General features: G+C 53.9%; 13 protein-coding genes. 7 read left to right on the forward strand and 6 right to left on the reverse strand.

Annotated elements, in window-relative coordinates; all coding sequences use genetic code 11:
• Window positions 1–77: 77 nt before the first annotated feature.
• The 5 genes from O5O45_RS29605 to O5O45_RS29625 all read left to right on the forward strand — a co-directional run bounded on the left by O5O45_RS29605 (window position 78) and on the right by O5O45_RS29625 (window position 8,959).
• Window positions 78–3,452, forward strand: coding sequence for a zinc ribbon domain-containing protein (locus tag O5O45_RS29605; RefSeq protein WP_305902856.1), 3,375 nt, complete (start codon window positions 78–80; stop codon window positions 3,450–3,452).
• Window positions 3,449–4,633 (forward strand): DUF1266 domain-containing protein, encoded by a 1,185-nt coding sequence (locus O5O45_RS29610; protein WP_305902857.1) that lies wholly within the window; start codon window positions 3,449–3,451, stop codon window positions 4,631–4,633. The genes O5O45_RS29605 and O5O45_RS29610 overlap by 4 nt, the downstream gene beginning before the upstream one ends.
• Before the next feature lie 213 nt (window positions 4,634–4,846).
• Window positions 4,847–7,054 carry a type I secretion system permease/ATPase gene (locus tag O5O45_RS29615; protein WP_305902858.1) on the forward strand — a complete coding sequence of 736 codons (2,208 nt, stop codon included), beginning with the start codon at window positions 4,847–4,849 and terminating at the stop codon, window positions 7,052–7,054.
• Window positions 7,051–8,421 carry an HlyD family type I secretion periplasmic adaptor subunit gene (locus tag O5O45_RS29620; protein WP_305902859.1) on the forward strand — a complete coding sequence of 457 codons (1,371 nt, stop codon included), beginning with the start codon at window positions 7,051–7,053 and terminating at the stop codon, window positions 8,419–8,421. Before O5O45_RS29615 ends, O5O45_RS29620 begins: the two co-directional genes overlap by 4 nt.
• A gap of 1 nt (window position 8,422) precedes the next feature.
• Window positions 8,423–8,959 (forward strand): hypothetical protein, encoded by a 537-nt coding sequence (locus O5O45_RS29625; RefSeq protein WP_305902860.1) that lies wholly within the window; start codon window positions 8,423–8,425, stop codon window positions 8,957–8,959.
• A gap of 67 nt (window positions 8,960–9,026) precedes the next feature.
• Here O5O45_RS29625 and O5O45_RS29630 read toward each other — a convergent pair whose 3' ends face one another.
• Entirely contained in the window at window positions 9,027–9,599 is a 573-nt protein-coding gene (locus O5O45_RS29630; protein WP_305902861.1) for a hypothetical protein, read from the reverse strand.
• Window positions 9,600–9,687: 88 nt separating this feature from the next.
• On the opposite strand from O5O45_RS29630, the gene O5O45_RS29635 reads away from it, so the two are divergent.
• On the forward strand, window positions 9,688–14,805 hold the full coding sequence (locus O5O45_RS29635; RefSeq protein ID WP_305902862.1) for a calcium-binding protein: 5,118 nt from the start codon (window positions 9,688–9,690) through the stop codon (window positions 14,803–14,805).
• Between the two features lie 174 nt (window positions 14,806–14,979).
• Here O5O45_RS29635 and O5O45_RS29640 read toward each other — a convergent pair whose 3' ends face one another.
• Together O5O45_RS29640 and rpe are read right to left on the reverse strand one after the other, a co-directional pair.
• Window positions 14,980–15,675, reverse strand: a complete 696-nt coding sequence (locus O5O45_RS29640; protein ID WP_305902863.1) for a phosphoglycolate phosphatase — start codon at window positions 15,673–15,675, stop codon at window positions 14,980–14,982.
• A 28-nt stretch (window positions 15,676–15,703) separates the two neighbouring features.
• The gene (rpe, locus tag O5O45_RS29645) at window positions 15,704–16,381 is read right to left on the reverse strand and encodes a ribulose-phosphate 3-epimerase (protein WP_305902864.1); all 678 of its coding nucleotides are present in this window, start codon (window positions 16,379–16,381) and stop codon (window positions 15,704–15,706) included.
• A gap of 157 nt (window positions 16,382–16,538) precedes the next feature.
• On the opposite strand from rpe, the gene O5O45_RS29650 reads away from it, so the two are divergent.
• Entirely contained in the window at window positions 16,539–17,648 is a 1,110-nt protein-coding gene (locus O5O45_RS29650; protein ID WP_305902865.1) for a DUF3530 family protein, read from the forward strand.
• Here O5O45_RS29650 and djlA read toward each other — a convergent pair.
• The 3 genes from djlA to O5O45_RS29665 form a co-directional block, all read right to left on the reverse strand.
• On the reverse strand, window positions 17,635–18,423 hold the full coding sequence (gene djlA, locus O5O45_RS29655; protein ID WP_305902866.1) for a co-chaperone DjlA: 789 nt from the start codon (window positions 18,421–18,423) through the stop codon (window positions 17,635–17,637). The genes O5O45_RS29650 and djlA overlap by 14 nt on opposite strands.
• An 84-nt stretch (window positions 18,424–18,507) precedes the next feature.
• The gene (gene murU, locus O5O45_RS29660; protein ID WP_305902867.1) at window positions 18,508–19,197 is read right to left on the reverse strand and encodes an N-acetylmuramate alpha-1-phosphate uridylyltransferase MurU; all 690 of its coding nucleotides are present in this window, start codon (window positions 19,195–19,197) and stop codon (window positions 18,508–18,510) included.
• On the reverse strand, window positions 19,185–20,219 hold the full coding sequence (locus O5O45_RS29665) for an aminoglycoside phosphotransferase family protein (protein WP_305902868.1): 1,035 nt from the start codon (window positions 20,217–20,219) through the stop codon (window positions 19,185–19,187). Before O5O45_RS29665 ends, murU begins: the two co-directional genes overlap by 13 nt.
• Between the last annotated feature and the right edge of the window lie 61 nt (window positions 20,220–20,280).

Consider the following 20,280-nt stretch of genomic DNA (forward strand, 5'->3'; position numbering starts at 1 on the left):
AGCGCGCTGCGACTCTATTTTTGCATCATCGATTGACGTGATTCGGTCTGCGTCATGATTCAGTACAGGTGTTTTCAATGGATGTAATGTATTGCGAGCAATGTCATGCGAAGCAACCCAATGACTGGCGCGCTGGCGACAGTTGTGTGGAATGCGGCGGCGTTGTGCGTTCCGATGTGCGCTGTGGCTGGTGCGCCAAGCTGACCGCGCCGGGCAAGTTCTGCCGGCAGTGCGGCTTTGAAATGACGGAGGCGGAGCACTACGGCGTCGCTCGTATGTTAAAGCAGGCCGGGGTGGACCAGCTGCAATTAAGGGAGCGTTTGCTGGGCCTGCCGCAGGACCGCATCGACCATTACAACAGTCTGTACCATCAACATCTCACCCTGGCGCTCAATCGCATCGACGAACTGCGTTTATGTCAGCGCTATTTGACGCTCAAGGAACATGTTTTCAATCTGGAAAATGAGCTGATTGGCCACTTACCGTGGAATGATCAACAGTCCGCTTTGATGAAGTCAGGGCCGCAAGGGCCATTCGAGAATCAGCTGGAACGACTTCCTGAAATCGCCGCCGCCAGCCCCTTGTCCTCAACGCGAATTCTCGCATGCATCGCGTGGGTGCGCTGCCCGGCAATCGATATCGCGGAGGAGTTGGAAAGCCATTGGTTTGACGCAGTCTTGGCGGCCATGCAGGCCGGAGGCGTCATCGCGGCGGAGGCTTTTAATGTTGTTGGTCATTGGCGGGCGCAGGGACGTCTGGCGGAGGCAGGTCCGCTCAGGCAGGTTGATCGAGCGCAGGAATGTTTGCAATCCATGCTCAAGTTATGGGCAGCCCCTCCAAACAATGAACGCGCCTGGCTGGCCTGCGCGCTGTTGTCTCTGTCCCGACTGCTACAACTGAAATTACCGCAGGCTGTGCAAGAGGAGGTCATGTCCTTCGTGAACGGAGCACTGACGTCCGCGGAAGCTGATCTGCGTTGTTCTGCGGCATTGTTGCTGGAGGATGAAGCGGTGCTCTCTGAGAGCCTCAATTCACCGTTTCCCTCTCTTGTGTGCAAGGCGATAGTCCTGTTGGCGCGCCAAGGCTCTGGCGCACTGGCTGGCTATATATCCCGTCGCGGCGAGCAGTGCGAGTATGCTCTGTGGCGACTGTCTGAGGAGACGTCGTCGACATTACCGGAGGCGTTAAGGTTGTCCTTGTGGGGGCTCCTGGAAGACGAGACCGTGGGCGAGCGTTTGCGGCGTTACGCCATCCAGATACTGCTGACGCTGCCGCAGGACGATCGGGATGACTTGCGCATCGCGACGATTTGTCAGCGCAGTCAGCTGCTGGATGGGCTATACAGTATGCTGGTCCACGGCGACGAAGGCGCTCAACGTTGCGCTTTGGAAGCGATGGGGGAATATCCGCTGGAGCCGCAGTATTTGGAGGCCATCGCCTATGCGGCGTCCCGAACGCCCATGCCTCTGAATATGATCGAAGCCTGGCGTAAATTCATACTTGAAGCGATTGGCGCCGGAACGCTGGATCAATACAGCAGAACCCTGGGACAGATTCTTTGCGGCCAGATTAATCTGGACGGCCATGAAGGTTTTCTGTGTTTGCGTTTTATATTGCAGCAGAGCTTTAACGCCAAAGCCCCTCTGTATGCAAACGCCTGTTTCCAGTTGTTGCGCGATTCAGCGGGAACGCGCATGACCTATCGTTCCCCTGAAGACGGCTCTATGACGGAGTTGGAGATGGGGCCAGAGTTTGCGCGCCACTTCTTTGGCTCCGCTGACCTGTTCGCCACCCTGTTCTGCGAGCTCATCGCCAGGGCTGGAGACATGCTGGTATGGAATTGGGCGCTGGAACAATTGGACTGCTCTAAGTTCGATGGCGTCCAGGATAGTATCTGGATGCACATTTCGCCCTCCAAACCCATGTTGCTTGAAAGACTCGCCACGCAATTGGTGGCCCGCGCAGGTCATGGAGATTATGATCGCAGAAAGATCGCCAGATTTATGTTTCAGGCGCCGAACGGGGTTATTTCGCCACTGGTCAAAGGATTGGAGAAACTGAGCGTCGACGCCAATAATCTGGAAGTGATTCTGGACGGCGAAGATTGTGGCGAATATTCCGCCAGAATGGTGGAAAAAATCTTTGAGTTCGCTTTAACCCAGGAAGATGAAGAAACGGATCGCGCTATAGCCCAGTTTGCTGAATATCAGGCCTATCGGCGAGGGGTGGGGTCTTATCATGTATTGCGCACGCTGCTGACGATGGCGCTGACCTATGAGTCCGCCACGTTGACCCGTCGCGCAGCGAAGTGGGCGCGCAACCTTTCATTGTCTTTGCACCGCTATCGAACTTCCCCTGAAAGTGAAGAACGCCCTTGCAGACTCAGCGCTCAGTGGATCGAGGATATGTTTCATGATGAAGGCTACTTCCTGCAAAGCCTGATCAATTTGTTTTATGCGCCGCAACCGTCCATCTCCGCAGCCTGGTTTGTGGAGAAAGTGGTGCGCGAGGATGAAGATAATTATCTGTCGACCTTGCTGGCGTCGCGTCCCAACGCAGCTATCTACTTCATGTGCGCCGCGCTGAATCTGCTACGTTTCAAAGATCTGGATGAAGACAACTCACATTGGCGCAATTACCTCAGTCGCGCCACGCAAAAAGCCTTTGATGAAAGTTATGTCTCGGAAGAACTTATCTGGCGGCTGTCGACGTTGCCGGATATTACTTCAGACATGCATTACTACATAGAAAATATGTTGGCCCGCTCGCTGCGCCGGCTTGCGGAGCAAGATCCGCAGACATGCGCCAACATGACCCAGGCCTTAATGGAGCATCCGGCGGTTAACTCAAGTCTGCTGTATGTGCTCAAAGACTTCTGGGCGGAGTGGGGACAGGCATGGATGGCTTCTCAACCACAGGCGGCGGAAGCAACGCCGGTTGAAGAGCCCGTTGAAGATTCGAATGAAGAGACGGTCTGCGAGGAAGAAACACAGGAGGACGCTCCTGCTTCTTTAATTGAGCTCGCCGCCTGTTGCGATGGGTCGGAAACCTGGCTGGCGGAAGCCGTGGAGCGCTTGTTTGCGCCTGAGGACGAAAACTTACCCGTGCTGCTCGGCGGCATGCACGGTCAGGTCAGCGAGTTGAAGGAGACTGTCACGGGGTCTCCTGGTCTGGCGAATACACTGTTCGCTCAATTAACTCGGTTGGTGACCCATGCCGGCGATTTGCCGGAAGACGAAGGCATGACGGTTTTTTATCAGGCGTTGATCTTATTTCAGCAACTGGCGGAGGGCAGTCCTTTTCGCTATCCCTACATGTTGCAATTGGCGGAGTTCCATCAGGCCAGAGAGCGTGGGCAAGTGTATGAGTTTAACCTGAACCAGATGTTTGAGGCCCTATCCGACGATACTTGGCGGGCGATGTCGCAACAGTACAAAGGAACGCTGCAATGATAAAGCACAACCGAATCAGTGACGCGGTTATCCAGCGAGTTGTGGATGACCCGTTATTGCAGGCCTATTGGCTGGTGTGTCCGGGCGAAGACATTCCCTATCAGCGAGTGGCGCAAGTGTCGCTTGGTCTGCATACAATCCGCTGGCAATACAATCTGGAAAAAGGGCAGTACTATCTGCTGCCTTTGCGGGTGGACGGCGCTTTGTTTCAGGAGTGGTTGAACAAGGACGCGACCATGGGCTGCATTATATGGACGCACTGCGATATGGAAACCGTGGCGGAGCATCTTCGCTTGCGTCGCGATGCCGGTGAGGAAGAGTGGCTGGCGGCGGATATGCGGCATTGGGCCTGGACGATGGAGGGACTCACTCCGCAAGGTCTGGGGCGATTTCTAGGGCCGATAGAGGCGTTTTGGTCGCATCACCCAGATGGAGACTGGCGCGTTTTCACCAACGCTGCCCCGGATGGCGGCAATGAGTCCCCCGCCAGAACGCCGCCAGATAAACCCTTGTCTGACGTCCAGCTATGGGGACTGGCGGTTTCCGCCATTCTGACTGAGTTCAACCGGGCTCGGCATGACTTGCTAGGGAGCGAAGTGGCGACGCCGGAAAGCGTGCAGGCCTGGAAGGAGGGGCTGCAGCAATGGTGGTCGGTGACGGACAGAGACAGCCTGTTGGAGACACTGGACTTTCTATTGGAAGGCGGCCACCGGGCGGGCTTCGATAAGCTGCGCGAGCAGGTCATGCCGCTGACGGCGGAGCAATACAAAGCCGCTTGGGAAGCGAATGAAGACGAAGCGCTTCGCGCTAATATGAAAATCATTCGCCGCTTTTCCAACGCACTGGGCGAAGCCGGCATCGCCGCGTGGGATATTGCGCGCTATATTTCCTTGTGCCGCTGGGGATATTTGGTAGGCATGATGTCCGAAGAGGAGGCTTGGGAGCGTATTCTGCACGCGTCAAGGGCGGTGCAGAGCATGTATCATAGCTGGCGGCAGATGGGGCTGGGATATGTTGTCGGACGGATGTACTGGCAATCTGACGCCAGCGATGAGCATATGACAAAGTTTTTCAATCTGCTGCGACGTCAGACGGTCAATCCTGACAGCTATTGGGTGACGCTGCCCTGGGACCTTGACCTAGGCGGAGAAGAAGAGAAAAACCATGGCGCGGTGCACTAGCCGCGCCTGTCTCGTTCTGGGCTCATTGCTTCATTCCTGTCACATAATCGTCAACTCCTGTCGTTTTGCTTTGGCATAATTTCGCTTCTTCATAACAATGAAATTGGCGGCGGGAACGCCGTTGCAGTTTGTCATTTTTATAGTTGATAGAGGCGGGTGATCAAAATATAATCCGCCCCCGCTCACCCACCGTTAGTTGTCATGGTAGTCAGGATGTCTGAAATAAATTCCACAGGGAGGTTGGATACCGGCCTCGCTGCGTTGGTGATGTTGGCCCGGTTTCACCAGGTCGCCGCCGATCCCGCCCAGATTCAACACCACTTCGGTACTCACGAAAACGCCTTTACTGAACAGGCGCTTATCCGTGCTTCCCGACATCTTAAGTTGAAGGCCAAAGCCTTTACTTCTTCCTGGGAGAAGTTGGCGCATATCGCGCTGCCGGCGATAGCCGCGACGCAGGACGGTCGTTTTGTCGTGCTCGCGCGCGCGGCGGAAGACAAAGTTCTGATTCAGGACCCGGCGGGTCAGGGGCCGCAGACTTTATCCAAAGAAGAGTTTATGGAACTCTGGTCAGGTCGCCTGATTCTTATTACAAAACGTTCAGTGTTGCCGGGCATGAGCGGGAAGTTCGATATCAGTTGGTTTATTCCCGCCATTCTCAAATATAAGTCCCTGTTGCGGGATGTGATCATCGCCTCGTTTTTCATTCAGCTTTTTGCGTTGATTACGCCCCTGTTTTTCCAGGTGATCATCGATAAAGTGCTGGTGCATAAGGGCTTAACCACACTGGATGTGCTCGCTTTCGGCCTGATTGTCCTCTCTATATTTGATGTGGTGTTGAACGGCCTGCGGAACTATGTGTTCAGCCATACCACCAACCGGGTCGACGTGACGCTTGGCTCCAAGCTGTATCACCACCTGATTCACTTGCCGATTTCTTACTTCCTGATGCGCCAGGTGGGCAATACCGTCGCCAGGGTGCGGGAGTTGGATACGATCCGCAATTTTATCACCAGTTCAGCGTTGACTCTGGTGATCGATCTGTTCTTCACCATCGTCTTTTTTGTGGTGATGTACTTTTACAGCCCGACCCTGACCTGGGTGGTGCTGGGCTCGATACCTTTCTATGTGGCGCTGTCTGTCTATATCACGCCAATCCTGCGCAATCGTCTGGATGAGAAATTCAAGCGCGGAGCGGAAAACCAGGCGTTTCTCACTGAGTCCGTCTCCGGCATGGAAACAGTCAAAGCCATGGCGGTGGAGCCGCAGATGCAGCGTCGCTGGGAAGAAAATCTGGCGGCCTATGTTGCAGCTTCTTTTAAGGCGAATAACCTTGGCAATATCGCCAGCCAGTCGGCGCAGTTGATTAATAAAATCGTAACGGTATTAATTCTGTGGATCGGGGCGACGTTGGTGATGCAAAACGAGTTGAGCATCGGCCAGCTCATCGCATTTAACATGATCGCGGGACGCGTCAGCGGTCCAATTCTGAAGCTTGTGCAACTCTGGCAGGACTTCCAGCAGGCGGGTATCTCCATTGCGAGACTGGGCGACATTCTCAATACGCCGACGGAACCTGGACATAATCCCAACCGCACCACCTTGCAGCAAATCCAGGGGCAAGTCAGTTTGGAGAATGTCTCTTTCCGTTATAGCCCCGACCAGCCCCATATCTTGCGTAACCTGTCCCTGGATGTGAAACCGGGAGAAGTCATCGGCATCGTCGGCCGCTCCGGCTCAGGGAAGAGTACGCTAACCAAGCTGGTGCAGCGTCTCTACGTTCCTGAAGCCGGCAGAGTATTGGTGGACGGCGTGGACCTGGCGCAAATGGAGCCAGCCTGGTTACGCCGTCAGGTCGGTGTCGTGTTACAGGAAAACCGCCTTTTTAACCGCTCAGTGAAAGACAACATTGCCCTGGTTGACCCAAGTTTGCCCATGGAGCGCGTTATCCAGGCTGCGAAACTGGCTGGCGCTCATGAGTTTATCGTGCAGCTGCCGCAAGGTTACGACACGGTCGTGGGTGAGCAGGGCGCGTCTCTGTCTGGAGGCCAGCGTCAGCGTATCGCCATCGCCAGAGCGTTGATCTGTAATCCGCGCATTCTGATTTTTGATGAAGCCACCAGCGCCCTGGATTATGAATCTGAGCGAGTCATTCAGGAAAACATGCGGCATATGTGTCGCGGGCGCACGGTGTTCATTATTGCTCACCGGCTTTCCACCGTTCGTCAGGCGGATCGCATTATTGTCGTGGATAAGGGCGAAATCGTGGAAAGCGGTAATCATGATCAATTGCTGCAGCAGGGCGGCTACTACACCAAGCTCTACAGCTACCAGAACCATACCCCCGCGATACGTAAAGTGGAGACGCCGGCTCCAACTGAAACGGTTATCGCCAATACTGAAAAAGGAGGCGCGCAATGAGCCAGGCGCAACCTCAGCCTCAGAAAAAAGAAATTCTTTCCCAGCAGGAAATTCTGGAGTTCCTGCCTGCGGCGATTGAAATCGAGCAAACGCCGGCGTCGCCTTTGGGAAGAGCCATCCTATGGGCGATTGTCCTGTTATTTTGCATCGCCGTGGTCTGGGCATGCTTCGGCAAAATCGACATTGTCGCCGTCACTCAGGGCAAAGTCATTCCCAGTGAAAGAGTCAAAACCATTCAGCCGCTGGAAACTGCGGTCATATCCAAAATACATGTCAGTGATGGTCAGCTGGTCAAAGCCGGCGACTTGCTGATAACCCTGGATGGTGCGCAAGCGGAGGCGGATTTGCGCAGACTGGAAGGCGAATGGCGGGAAAGCGCGGCTCAGGCGCAACGCTACAAAGCCATGGCTGATTGGCTGCAGCAGGAGCGGAAAGGCGTTCCTGTCATGCAGGAAGATGAGGCGCTGCCAGCTATTCTGCAGCAACAGCATCGCAATTTACTGCAACAGGAAGCGGCTGAATTTACTGCCCGTTTGAATGCCTTGGAGCGAGAGGCGACCCGGCTGAATGCGGAGCATGATATGACCGTTGCCGAGATCACCAAACAAAACCGTATCCTGGAAGTGCTGCGGGAACGGGTGAATGCCCTGGATATCATGCAAAACCGTAAGCTGGGCTCGCGAGTTCAATATCTGGAGCTAAAACAGGAATTAATTGAAGTCGAACAGGATCTGGCGGTACAGCAAGCGCGCCTGAAGCAGCTTGGCGCTTCTCTCGCAGCGAACCAAGCCCAGCAAGAAACCCTGATGCATGAACAGTACAAAAATACGCTGGCGCAATGGCGGGAAGCAGATACACGCGCCGCCTCGCTGCAGGAGGAGCGCATCAAGGCGGAGCAACGCAGTCGTCAAACCCGCTTGTCTGCTCCCCTAGATGGAACCGTGCAGCAATTGGCGGTGCATACAGTTGGCGGCGTTGTGACCCCAGCCCAGGAACTGATGCTAATTGTGCCTGAACACAGTGAAATGGAAGTCGAGGCGTTAGTGCTTAACAAAGACATCGGCTTTGTTCAGGAAGGCCAGTCCGCCGAAGTAAAAGTAGATACCTTTAATTTCACCAAGTATGGAATTATCGACGCAGAACTCGTCGATCTTTCCGACGACGCCATCCAGGACGAAAACCTCGGACTGGTCTACAAAGCCAGACTCAAACTCAAACAGGATGGACTGACGGTGGAAAACAAATACGTCCGCCTAAGCCCCGGCATGTCCGTCACCAGTGAAATCAAAACCGGTCAAAGACGCTTGATTGAATACTTCCTGTCGCCGTTGCTGCGGTATAAGCAGGAGAGTTTGGGGGAGAGGTGATATGAGAAATTTGGTGTTAATCCTGATCTTGGCGGGTGTTGCGCATTTCGCTTGGAATAAAGTAACTGAAGAAAAGCCAGATTGGTTTCTGGATTTAGTCGCTGACTCAATACTATTTGATTCAACCGTTAATATAAATCTTAGCGCAGATCCAGGATGGACGGAGAACCAGTTAGTTCAGCAATTTGGGCATCTTTACCTTGTTTGCAGTAATGAATCATCGAATTTGGGTGATCGAGTATGTTGGACGCGTATATCTTCTCTCAATGGCGTTCCCGCCAAGGATATTGCTTTTTTCTTTCGAGATGACAGATATAGCTTCCTTAGAGTGACTTTCGAGGTGGAAAAGCACAGAGACCTTAAGTCTTATTTGGATGATAACTTTCGTTATGTCGGTGTTTCACCAAGATCTAAAGAGGAAGTAGGTCAAGAGTTAGGGGTATGGAAAACGCCAAAAAGTACATTGGCTACTTATATAGAAGCGCCGAGAGGAGAAGAAGTTGTGTTGACTTGGACTGTTTTACGAGGAATGGGTTAGTAAATTTGCAGTGCTAGCGGCCCTAAAGTAATGTGCGAGCCCTTTTGCATCTATATTTATATGACTTTTATTGATTATGAAAAGGTGGTTTTGTGAAGATTGAAAGGAATGGCGGAAATTTAACCGTGAAAGGAAGTAATGGTGATTCTTTAACTATATCTCCGTCGACAAATTCAATTAAAGCATCTAACTCTACTGGCGCAAGTGCCTCGTTAGATGTCAAAGATATATCTAATTCCTCGTTTTCATTGCCGGCTGGGTTTAGAGACTCAAATTTTTCTATGCATGGGAATGGAAAATGGTCACTTTCTGTTGCACAAGAAACATTTAGGATTTTACCTGTTAGCAACTCAGGGAAAGTAACCGTTTCAGGGCATCTTGAAGGCGGTGAGGCCAAAATAGATAACGTTTCTTTGCAATGGAGTGGTAAGTTATTTGGAGGCTTGTTTGAGGCGGGAATTAAAACTTCTGTTGATTTCAATACAGCAAATTTAAATACAAAAATAGAGTTTAAAGTAGCAGGATTTACAATTATAGAACCTGTCGAATTCTCTATTTCACTTGATCCAGAAGAGTGGATTGCTAATTCAGATACTGCTATTGGTAATGCATATCGACAACTACGTGACAGAGGAAGCATTATTGACGGATATGTCGACCAAGCCGTTAATGGAGGGGTGTCAACTCATTTTAATAACGCAAAAAACTGGGCGCCACGAAAAGATCCCTTGATATTGGACTTAGATGGCGACGGTATAGAAACAACCCCGGCGGATGGTTCTGTCCTTTTCGATCATGATGGCGATGGTATTAAGAATGCATCAGGTTGGATTAAGTCCGATGATGGTATCTTAGTATTGGATCGTAATGACAATGGCGTTGTGGATAATGGTTCAGAGCTGTTTGGAGACAACACCATCAAGGCTAATGGAGATAAAGCCAAAGATGGTTTTGACGCATTGGCGGACATGGACAGCAACGATGATGGTGTTGTTAATGCAAGTGACGCCCAGTTTGGGAATCTTCGTGTATGGAGAGATTTGAATCAGGACGGCGAAAGTCAGGCCAATGAACTTTTCAAACTGTCAGATTTGGGTATCACTGCAATTGGTACATCCCATAAGGAAGGGACCATTAATGTTGGAAATGGCAACCAATCAATAGCGCAAGGTCAATTTACGAAATCTGACGGAACAACCGGGGAAACGGGAGCGGCGGAAAGTTTAAACCTGTCATCGAATAATTTTTATAGAGAATTCACGGACACGATCGCCATCCCGGAAACCCTTCAGGGATTGCCTGATATGGCGGGATCAGGCGCCGTGCGCGACCTGGTCGAGGCTGCGGCATTAAATTCAGACCTGGCGGAAGTGCTGACCGAATATGCAAACGCATCGACCAGGGAGGCCCAGCTTGGACTGTTGGATAAGCTAATAGATGTGTGGGCGGATAGCGCCGACTTCGATGACTGGTTGGAGCGCATCGCTGACGCTAAGATGGGAATTCGGGATGTTGAGTTTAGAATATCGAACCCTGAGTCTACAAATACTGCAGATGTATGGATTGTTGATAAAGATAGCAATAGCAGTTCTGGAGGTACATCGGATAGGCCTAATTACCTTAATACTATCTCAGGATATGACTTGAAAGTCGGAGACTATGCAGCTGATGCTCAGCTCAATACTCTGGCGAAGATTCGAGTCCTGGAAGTATTTAACGGTGAAAACTTTTTTGAATTTGGATTTGAAGAAGATCAAAAGAAAGGAATCTCAGATGTACGCCTTAGCGTTGGAAGTACAGGACGCAGATATAGAATGGGGATAGCTTTTGGACCCGTTATTATTACGCAAAAAGCCTTTGGTTTTAGTGAGCAGCAAATAGCCTTTATAGATAAGTCATATCAGCTTTTATCGTCTTCGATATATTCCTCATTGACGAGTCAGACTCGCCTTAAGCCGTATCTGGATAAATTGCAGCTTAACGTCAATGATAATGGTGAGTTAGGTGTGGACTTTAGCGGTCTGGAAGAATTTATAAAGCAGAAAGAAAGTGCTGATTTATTAAACGCTACTTATGACGTTGCTGAATTATTCCACTTTAATGGAGAAAGGCTTTTTAAGGCTGGCTGGCGCAATGGCGTCGCCATACTTGAGTCTCAACTGGAGCGCTTGCGGAGAGTAAATGGCGAGGCGGCGGTTGATGAGCTAATTCAGCATATCAATAGATTTAGCGGCGATATCTCCAACTTATCCGATGCAGATACCACAGAAAAAGGCGACTCCGGTTTTAATATTTTAATCGGCTTAGCTGGCAATGATCGCTTGGAAGGCGGTGGTGGCGACGACGTGCTGCAGGGCGGCGCGGGGAACGACACGCTGATCGGCGGCACGGGCGCGGATGTGCTGCACGGCGGCGCAGGCAATGACGTACTGAACGGCGAGCAGGGCGCGGACGTCTTTGAATTCAATCTGGGCGACGGCCAGGATCAGATCTTCAACTATGACGATACGTCTAGCGTGATGAACCGCCTGAAACTGGGCGCGGGGATCAAGAAAGAAGACTTGAGCTTTACGCGTCATGGAGCGGACTTGGTGATGACGATAGGAACCGGCGGCGAGCAGGTGACGATCAAGAACCACTATTCTCGTGATGTTTATCAGATCGAAGAGATCGAGATCGAAGGCGCGGCGATGCTGCTGCAGGATCTGTTGAAAGAGCAGAGGGAAGTGAAGATCGCGGGCCTGACGGAAGGGAACGACACGGTGTATGGAACGCACGAACGCAATCGCATGGAAGGGCTGGGCGGGAACGACACCCTGATAGGCGAAGGCGGCGATGACGAGCTGCTGGGCGGTGCGGGCGACGATACGCTGAATGGCGGATTGGGCGACGACCGTCTGGAAGGAGGGGAAGGGAATGACCGCCTGGAAGGGAAAGACGGCGACGACGTGCTGCAGGGCGGCGCGGGGAACGATACGCTGATCGGCGGCACGGGCGCGGATGTCCTGCACGGCGGCGCAGGCAATGACGTGCTGAACGGCGAGCAGGGCGCGGACGTCTTTGAATTCAATCTGGGCGACGGCCAGGATCAGATCTTCAACTACGACGATACGTCTAGCGTGATGAACCGCCTGAAACTGGGCGCGGGGATCAAGAAAGAAGACTTGAGCTTTACGCGTCATGGAGCGGACTTGGTGATGACGATAGGAACCGGCGGCGAGCAGGTGACGATCAAGAACCACTATTCTCGTGATGTTTATCAGATCGAAGAGATCGAGATCGAAGGCGCGGCGATGCTGCTGCAGGATCTGTTGAAAGAGCAGAGGGAAGTGAAGATCGCGGGCCTGACGGAAGGGAACGACACGGTGTATGGAACGCACGAGCGCAATCGCATGGAAGGGCTGGGCGGGAACGACACCCTGATAGGCGAAGGCGGCGATGACGAGCTGCTGGGCGGTGCGGGCGACGATACGCTGAATGGCGGATTGGGCGACGACCGTCTGGAAGGAGGGGAAGGGAATGACCGCCTGGAAGGGAAAGACGGCGACGACGTGCTGCAGGGCGGTGCGGGGAACGACACGCTGATCGGCGGCACGGGCGCGGATGTCCTGCACGGCGGCGCAGGCAATGACGTGCTGAACGGCGAGCAGGGCGCGGACGTCTTTGAATTCAATCTGGGCGACGGCCAGGATCAGATCTTCAACTATGACGATACGTCTAGCGTGATGAACCGCCTGAAACTGGGCGCGGGGATCAAGAAAGAAGACTTGAGCTTTACGCGTCATGGAGCGGACTTGGTGATGACGATAGGAACCGGCGGCGAGCAGGTGACGATCAAGAACCACTATTCTCGTGATGTTTATCAGATCGAAGAGATCGAGATCGAAGGCGCGGCGATGCTGCTGCAGGATCTGTTGAAAGAGCAGAGGGAAGTGAAGATCGCGGGCCTGACGGAAGGGAACGACACGGTGTATGGAACGCACGAACGCAATCGCATGGAAGGGCTGGGCGGGAACGACACCCTGATAGGCGAAGGCGGCGATGACGAGCTGCTGGGCGGTGCGGGCGACGATACGCTGAATGGCGGATTGGGCGACGACCGTCTGGAAGGAGGGGAAGGGAATGACCGCCTGGAAGGGAAAGACGGCGACGACGTGCTGCAGGGCGGTGCGGGGAACGACACGCTGATCGGCGGCACGGGCGCGGATGTCCTGCACGGCGGCGCAGGCAATGACGTGCTGAACGGCGAGCAGGGCGCGGACGTCTTTGAATTCAATCTGGGCGACGGCCAGGATCAGATCTTCAACTATGACGATACGTCTAGCGTGATGAACCGCCTGAAACTGGGCGCGGGGATCAAGAAAGAAGACTTGAGCTTTACGCGTCATGGAGCGGACTTGGTGATGACGATAGGAACCGGCGGCGAGCAGGTGACGATCAAGAACCACTATTCTCGTGATGTTTATCAGATCGAAGAGATCGAGATCGAAGGCGCGGCGATGCTGCTGCAGGATCTGTTGAAAGAGCAGAGGGAAGTGAAGATCGCGGGCCTGACGGAAGGGAACGACACGGTGTATGGAACGCACGAGCGCAATCGCATGGAAGGGCTGGGCGGGAACGACACCCTGATAGGCGAAGGCGGCGATGACGAGCTGCTGGGCGGTGCGGGCGACGATACGCTGAATGGCGGATTGGGCGACGACCGTCTGGAAGGAGGGGAAGGGAATGACCGCCTGGAAGGGAAAGACGGCGACGACGTGCTGCAGGGCGGCGCGGGGAACGATACGCTGATCGGCGGCACGGGCGCGGATGTCCTGCACGGCGGCGCAGGCAATGACGTGCTGAACGGCGAGCAGGGCGCGGACGTCTTTGAATTCAATCTGGGCGACGGCCAGGATCAGATCTTCAACTACGACGATACGTCTAGCGTGATGAACCGCCTGAAACTGGGCGCGGGGATCAAGAAAGAAGACTTGAGCTTTACGCGTCATGGAGCGGACTTGGTGATGACGATAGGAACCGGCGGCGAGCAGGTGACGATCAAGAACCACTATTCTCGTGATGTTTATCAGATCGAAGAGATCGAGATCGAAGGCGCGGCGATGCTGCTGCAGGATCTGTTGAAAGAGCAGAGGGAAGTGAAGATCGCGGGCCTGACGGAAGGGAACGACACGGTGTATGGAACGCACGAGCGCAATCGCATGGAAGGGCTGGGCGGGAACGACACCCTGATAGGCGAAGGCGGCGATGACGAGCTGCTGGGCGGTGCGGGCGACGATACGCTGAATGGCGGATTGGGCGACGACCGTCTGGAAGGAGGGGAAGGGAATGACCGCCTGGAAGGGAAAGACGGCGACGACGTGCTGCAGGGCGGCGCGGGGAACGACACGCTGATCGGCGGCACGGGCGCGGATGTCCTGCACGGCGGCGCAGGCAATGACGTACTGAACGGCGAGCAGGGCGCGGACGTCTTTGAATTCAATCTGGGTGATGGTCAGGATCAGATCCATAATTATGATGACGATCATAGCTTGACGAACCGTCTTAATCTTGGAGCGGGAATCGAAGCTGAAAACCTTTGGCTGTCCCGCAATGGTAGTGCTCTTGATATTCAACTGCTTGGCTCTTCTGGTGATAGCGTACGTATCAATAACTGGTACGCAAACAGCTATTACCAAATCGAAGAAATCCACACCCAGGACGCCATGCTTGACCACTCTAAAGTAGAGGCGTTGGTTAACGCCATGGCTGCTTTCGGCGCGCCAACAGGCGGAGAGATTACGTTGACCGATGAAGAGCGTAGTCAGGTGAATGCCGCGATCGCTGCGGCTTGGCAGCCTTCCTGATCCATCTCGTTTGAAGTGGGCGCTTTAGCGCCTGTTTCTCTCAGCTAACGGCAAATAAAAAAGGCCGTCCTCTGCTTGTGCTGCAGGGACGGCCTTTGTTTTTTCTGTGACCCGTCCTGAATAGAGTTTGCGTCTATTTCAGGACTAGACACTGATCGCGCATCCTGCCCTGAGTTACTTCAACTCAATGAGTGAGTCCATGACCCAATCCGGATTTGCGTCACGGATGTCTTCGCCATGGTTGTAGCCATAAGTGACGCAGGCGATTTTCATTCCCGCGCGGCGGGCGGCCTGGACGTCATTGATGGAGTCGCCGATCATCAGCGTGGTCTGCGGTTGAGCCTGTAAGGCTTCGCATGCATGCAGGAGTGGCGTTGGATCTGGCTTTTTGACGGGCAGGGAGTCGCCGGACAAACTGATAGCGAAATATTGCTCCATTTTGAGGGTCTGCAATATCGGCTGGGTAAATCGGGCTGGCTTATTAGTGACAATTCCCATCGTTACACCCTGATCGCGCCAATGCTGCAACAACTCTTCTGCGCCCGGATAAATGCGAGTACGCATGCAGCAGTATTCGTCATAGCGATCGTAGAAGATTGCTGCCGCGGCTTGGAATTGCGCATCCGCGACCTGTTGCGAATCTTCCAGATCCAGTGCGTGCGCCAATGCGCGTTTGATCAGCATCGGCGCGCCATTGCCGACCCATTCCCGCACTAACGCTTCCCCCGCCGCCCTGAAACCGGATTGCTCCAGCATAAAATCCACCGCATCCGCCAAATCGGGCGCTGAATCGATCAGTGTGCCGTCCAGATCGAATAACGCTAATTTGGGCAGGCCGCTTTCGTAACTGGGGATCAAAAGGTCAGGCATGCTTCCGTAAAGTCCTTGTTGCTTAGGGTTAAACGGACTGCGCCAAGGCGATCTGGTCGCGCATTCTGGCGATGGTCGCTGCGTAATCGTCGGTATTGAAGATGGCGGAGCCGGCGACAAAAGTGTCTGCGCCTGCTGCAGCAATCTCGCGAATGTTGTCCACTTTTACGCCGCCGTCGATTTCCAAGCGAATCGGTAATCCGCTGGCGTCGATTTTTGCGCGGGCTTCACGCAATTTGTCCAGCGTAGCAGGGATGAAAGCCTGTCCGCCGAAGCCAGGGTTGACTGACATTAACAGCACCATATCCAACTTATCCATCACGTAATCCATATAGTGCAAGGGGGTGGCGGGATTGAACACCAGGCCGGCTTTGCAGCCGCCGTCGCGAATCAATTGCAGGGAGCGATCAATGTGCTCGGAAGCTTCCGGGTGGAAGGTGATATAAGTGGCGCCGGCTTCAATGAAAGACGCGATCATTGCGTCAACCGGCTTGACCATCAAATGCACGTCGATGGGGGCTGTCACGCCATGTTTCCTTAAGGCTGAACACACCATTGGGCCAATAGTGAGGTTCGGAACGTAGTGATTATCCATGACATCGAAGTGCACGATGTCAGCTCCCGCCTCCAGCACGTTGACAACTTCTTCGCCCAATCTGGCGAAGTCTGCGGACAGAATCGAAGGAGCGATCAATGGATCAGCCATGGGGAAAGTCTCCGGTATGATTAAGGCGCCGTCGCCGCAATGGCTTCCGGTCGCGGTCGCTTGAAATGCGGGGTATTGTATCGTGCTATGCTTTTAAAACCCAGGTCGGCGCGGAGTTCCGACCCAAATGTGCTAACAGGCGTATGGGCGCTGTTTTATGGCGAGAATCATTACTGGAATCGTTGTGGGATGCCTGCTTCTCGGCGCCGTTCCCGCGCAAGCGGAGGAAGAACCCGCCGAGGAGAGCAGCAGCAAAGCTGCATCTGAACCTGCGCCGCAGAGGAAACCGGCGTTGAACCCACAGGTGAGTATGCTGCTTTCCCTCGCGAAAAGCCTTCCTGGCAGTCAGGTGTTGTGGCTCAACGGCAAACAGGGCGACGCCAGCGCTATGCTGGCTCTGTATAAACCTGCAAATGTGGCGGAGCAACAAGGCGCAGTCATGTTGTTGCATGATCGCGGTCAGCATCCAGACTGGCCGCAGTTTATTCATTCGCTGCGAAATGAGTTGCCGGACGAAGGCTGGCACACCCTGTCTATTGCGCTGACTCCTCCGGCCGAAGCTAAAACGCCCAAACGCGTTTTGTTATCCGCGAGTGATAAAGAATTTCCCTTGGCGCCGACGAAACCGGCTGCCGGAGACGCCCCGGAGAATACCGGTTCACGCCAATTGGAAACGCTAACGCCGGAGCAATTGGCGGAGACCAATGAAGCGACTGAGCAGCTCGAACAGCAACAGGCGGCTGAAGGCGTGGATATTGATGTCAGCGGGGAAGGGGATACGACTGCGGAGACCGCCGAGGAGCCCGCGGAAGCGACAGTTGGAAATACCGAAAGGATCGAGTTGGGCATGCAACAGCTCAGCGCGTTCGGGCAGGAAAACAAGGTGTTGCTGGGTGTCGGCAGCGGCGTTGACGCTATGCTGCGCTATGTATTGGCTAATCCGCAAAGCATGGCGTCAGGGCTGTCCATGATATGGATCAATGCCGAGGTCGGTGAGGGGCTGCTGGAAGAAATTAAAGAAAAGGCGCCGGGCTTTTTCTCATTGCAAGTGCTTGATCTGTACGACTCTGCTCTGAACCTGCAAAGCCGAAACGCCATGCAAAGACGGGATTTCGCACGTCGCAACAGCATGCAAGGCTATCGCGTGGAGGGGATGAGCGGTTTGAGCCTGATTCCATCGTCAGAGGACGGCCAGGTCACCCGTAAAGTAGAGAGTTGGCTGACCTTCCATGCGCCGGGAATGAAGAAGCAGGCTAAACGGCTTTGAGCGTACTTTTTATTTGTGCGTAGGCCTGCTGAATTTGCTGAGCGATTTCTTTGGCGCGTTCCACTTCATTGATCGACGCTCCACGCGCCATTAATTTATCGGGATGAAACTGATTCATCAGGCGGCGATAGGCTTGTTTGATCTGCTGTGCGTCAGCGTTTTCGCTGACGCCAAGCGTACGATAAGCGTCGCTTAGGCTATGTTTATGGGAGTGGCCCTGCTGACGACGCGTCTTGAGGATCTCCTGAAAGATATACTCAAATTCACTGCGACTGATTCCCAGGCCCTGTCGCAGTGTTTCCAGGGCGTCACGCGCGGCGGCGCCCGGTTCGCCCTCCGCAATCGATATCTGGATAGCCAGGTTCAGTAATAAAGCGATGTTGTATGGGTGAAAACGGTTCGCCTGACGAAACTCGCGCACTTCCCCCATTAAGTTGAAGTCTTGGGATGCGCCTTTAAAAAAGGCAGCGTGGCAGCGTTTCTGGCGTACTTCATCCAGGGCGAGAAAATGGGCGAGACTGACAACGCGGGCTTCCAGTAGGGGCTGAAGGTCGTATTTATGCGCTTCCGTCGATGCGCTGATGTTACCCAATATGCGGCACAGGCCGTTCAGCGCCCTGGCGCTTTCGTGATTATTAAAGTTGAGTCGCCACCCAGGGGCGAAAGGCTGCATGGTCTGGTCGAACTTATCGCCCAGCCAGATACCGAAGGCGGCGCCGAACGGGCCGCCAGACATAAATCCCATTACACTGCCGAAAAACTTACCCCACCACATCGTCCGCTCCTATGCGTGATTGCGGTTATGGCGTTTACAGCTGCGCCTGAATGATTCCTTTAAAAGTGCTTGTGCAGAATGCGATCAAAAGGCGGCTTTCGTCAACTGTTCATCCAGCCATTGCAGACGGTCCGGCGTGCCAATATCAAACCACAGTCCATTGAAATGCTCGCCGCTGACTTTACCTTTGGCGATCGCCGCCCGCAGAACGGGAGCCAACGGGTAAACCCCACTGGGCACACTGGCGAGCAGGCTGGGACGGTAAACGCCTATGCCTGAAAAAGTCAGTTTGCTTGGGCCGCGGGGAAGCACGCGTTCGTTATCGCCCAGTTGGAAATCGCCAGTTTGGTTATGGGGGGGATTCTCCACCAGCACCAGATGGGCAAGGTCCTCGCTTGAAAACTGGCGGTTAACCAGACCAGCAAAGTTGTAATTGCTCCAAATGTCGCCATTCACCACTACAAATGGGCTGTCCGCGCCGTCGTCCAACAGCGGTAAGGCTTTCTTGATGCCGCCGGCGGTCTCTAAAGGCGAGCCTTCTGGGGAGTAGTGAATGCTTACACCAAAGCTTGAGCCGTCTCCCAGAAACTGCTTCAGTTTATCTCCGTGCCAGGCGTGATTGATAACCAGCTCAGTGACGCCGGCGCGCTTCAATGCATCGATAATGTGCTCGATCAGAGACTTATCTCCCGCCTGTAGCAGCGGCTTGGGTAAATTTTCGGTCAATGGCCGCATGCGCGTTCCGAGACCTGCGGCTAGAATCATTGCGCGCATAGGACAACCTCCGGGTTGCTTTCCAGTAGTCTGACAGCGGGAGCCAGACGTTCCTGGATCCATTCGTTGATTTCGGTGAACTCGTCGTATTTGCTCGCCACCTCAATAATGTAGTTGAGCGTGCGCGGGATATCGGCCAGATAGCCATGTTTGCCGTCACGAAGTGAGAGGCGGGCGAAAAGGCCGGCGGCCTTCAGGTGACGTTGCACGCCAATCCAGTCGAACCAACGGGTGAAGGTGGCGAAGTCTGCGCCACTTAATAAAGCGGGATCGACTTGCGCGTAATAATAGCGGCTCCAGGCTTCCACTTTTTCACGGGGCCATTTTACGTAGCAGTCTCTTAGCAATGAGGCCAAGTCATAAGCCAGGGGGCCTTTGACTGCGCCCTGAAAGTCGATGATTCCCAGATCGCCCTCGTCGGGAATAAGCAGATTGCGGGAGTGGTAGTCGCGATGAGTGACCACTACTGGCTGCTCCAGAGCGCTTTCCACCAGACGATTCATGCAGTGGTCGAGATACTCCGTTTCGGTGGGGTCGAGGTTGAATCCCAGTTTTTTCTCCAATAGCCACTCGCGGAATATGCTCATTTCAAAGCGCAGCATGGCTTCGTCATAAGTGGGTAGGGCGTAACCCTCAATGTCCGCGGCTGTCTGGATAGGGAGCAGAGCGTCGATCGCCTGACGATATAGCTGATCTACCTGCTGCTCCGGTGCGTCGGCGATGGCGTTTCCAAACAGACGGTCGCCGAAGTCCTCCAGCAATAAAAAGCCGTCTTTGAGGTTTTCCGCATAAATTTCAGGAACCCGAATGTCTTTGGCGCGCCAGCTGCGGGCGATGGTGATGAATGGACGGCAGTCTTCCTGCGCTGGTGGGGCGTCCATCAATACAAACACGCGTTGTTCGCGGGTAACGCGAAAATAACGTCTGAAACTGGCGTCGCCGGATAAAAAGCTGACGTCGAACTGGTCGTCGCCGAAGTGCTCGGCGAGCCAGTGGCGGATTAGGTCAGGACGCTGGGTCATGGAATCTCTTGAAGCTCTAAAAAGGTGTACAACTGCTACCGGGCATGCAGGCCAAGGGCCC

It is taken from the genome of Hahella sp. HNIBRBA332 (assembly GCF_030719035.1).
GTDB lineage: Bacteria > Pseudomonadota > Gammaproteobacteria > Pseudomonadales > Oleiphilaceae > Hahella.

Bases quoted from the DNA above. Each gene is read 5' to 3' on its own strand.
- O5O45_RS29605 (WP_305902856.1), top strand. From the start codon at position 78: ATGGATGTAATGTATTGCGAGCAATGTCATGCGAAGCAACCCAATGAC.
- O5O45_RS29610 (WP_305902857.1), top strand. From the start codon at position 3,449: ATGATAAAGCACAACCGAATCAGTGACGCGGTTATCCAGCGAGTTGTG.
- O5O45_RS29615 (WP_305902858.1), top strand. From the start codon at position 4,847: ATGTCTGAAATAAATTCCACAGGGAGGTTGGATACCGGCCTCGCTGCG.
- O5O45_RS29620 (WP_305902859.1), top strand. From the start codon at position 7,051: ATGAGCCAGGCGCAACCTCAGCCTCAGAAAAAAGAAATTCTTTCCCAG.
- O5O45_RS29625 (WP_305902860.1), top strand. From the start codon at position 8,423: ATGAGAAATTTGGTGTTAATCCTGATCTTGGCGGGTGTTGCGCATTTC.
- O5O45_RS29630 (WP_305902861.1), bottom strand. From the start codon at position 9,599: ATGCTTCCTCTGTCACGTAGTTGTCGATATGCATTACCAATAGCAGTA.
- O5O45_RS29640 (WP_305902863.1), bottom strand. From the start codon at position 15,675: ATGCCTGACCTTTTGATCCCCAGTTACGAAAGCGGCCTGCCCAAATTA.
- rpe (WP_305902864.1), bottom strand. From the start codon at position 16,381: ATGGCTGATCCATTGATCGCTCCTTCGATTCTGTCCGCAGACTTCGCC.
- O5O45_RS29650 (WP_305902865.1), top strand. From the start codon at position 16,539: ATGGCGAGAATCATTACTGGAATCGTTGTGGGATGCCTGCTTCTCGGC.
- djlA (WP_305902866.1), bottom strand. From the start codon at position 18,423: ATGTGGTGGGGTAAGTTTTTCGGCAGTGTAATGGGATTTATGTCTGGC.
- murU (WP_305902867.1), bottom strand. From the start codon at position 19,197: ATGCGCGCAATGATTCTAGCCGCAGGTCTCGGAACGCGCATGCGGCCA.
- O5O45_RS29665 (WP_305902868.1), bottom strand. From the start codon at position 20,219: ATGACCCAGCGTCCTGACCTAATCCGCCACTGGCTCGCCGAGCACTTC.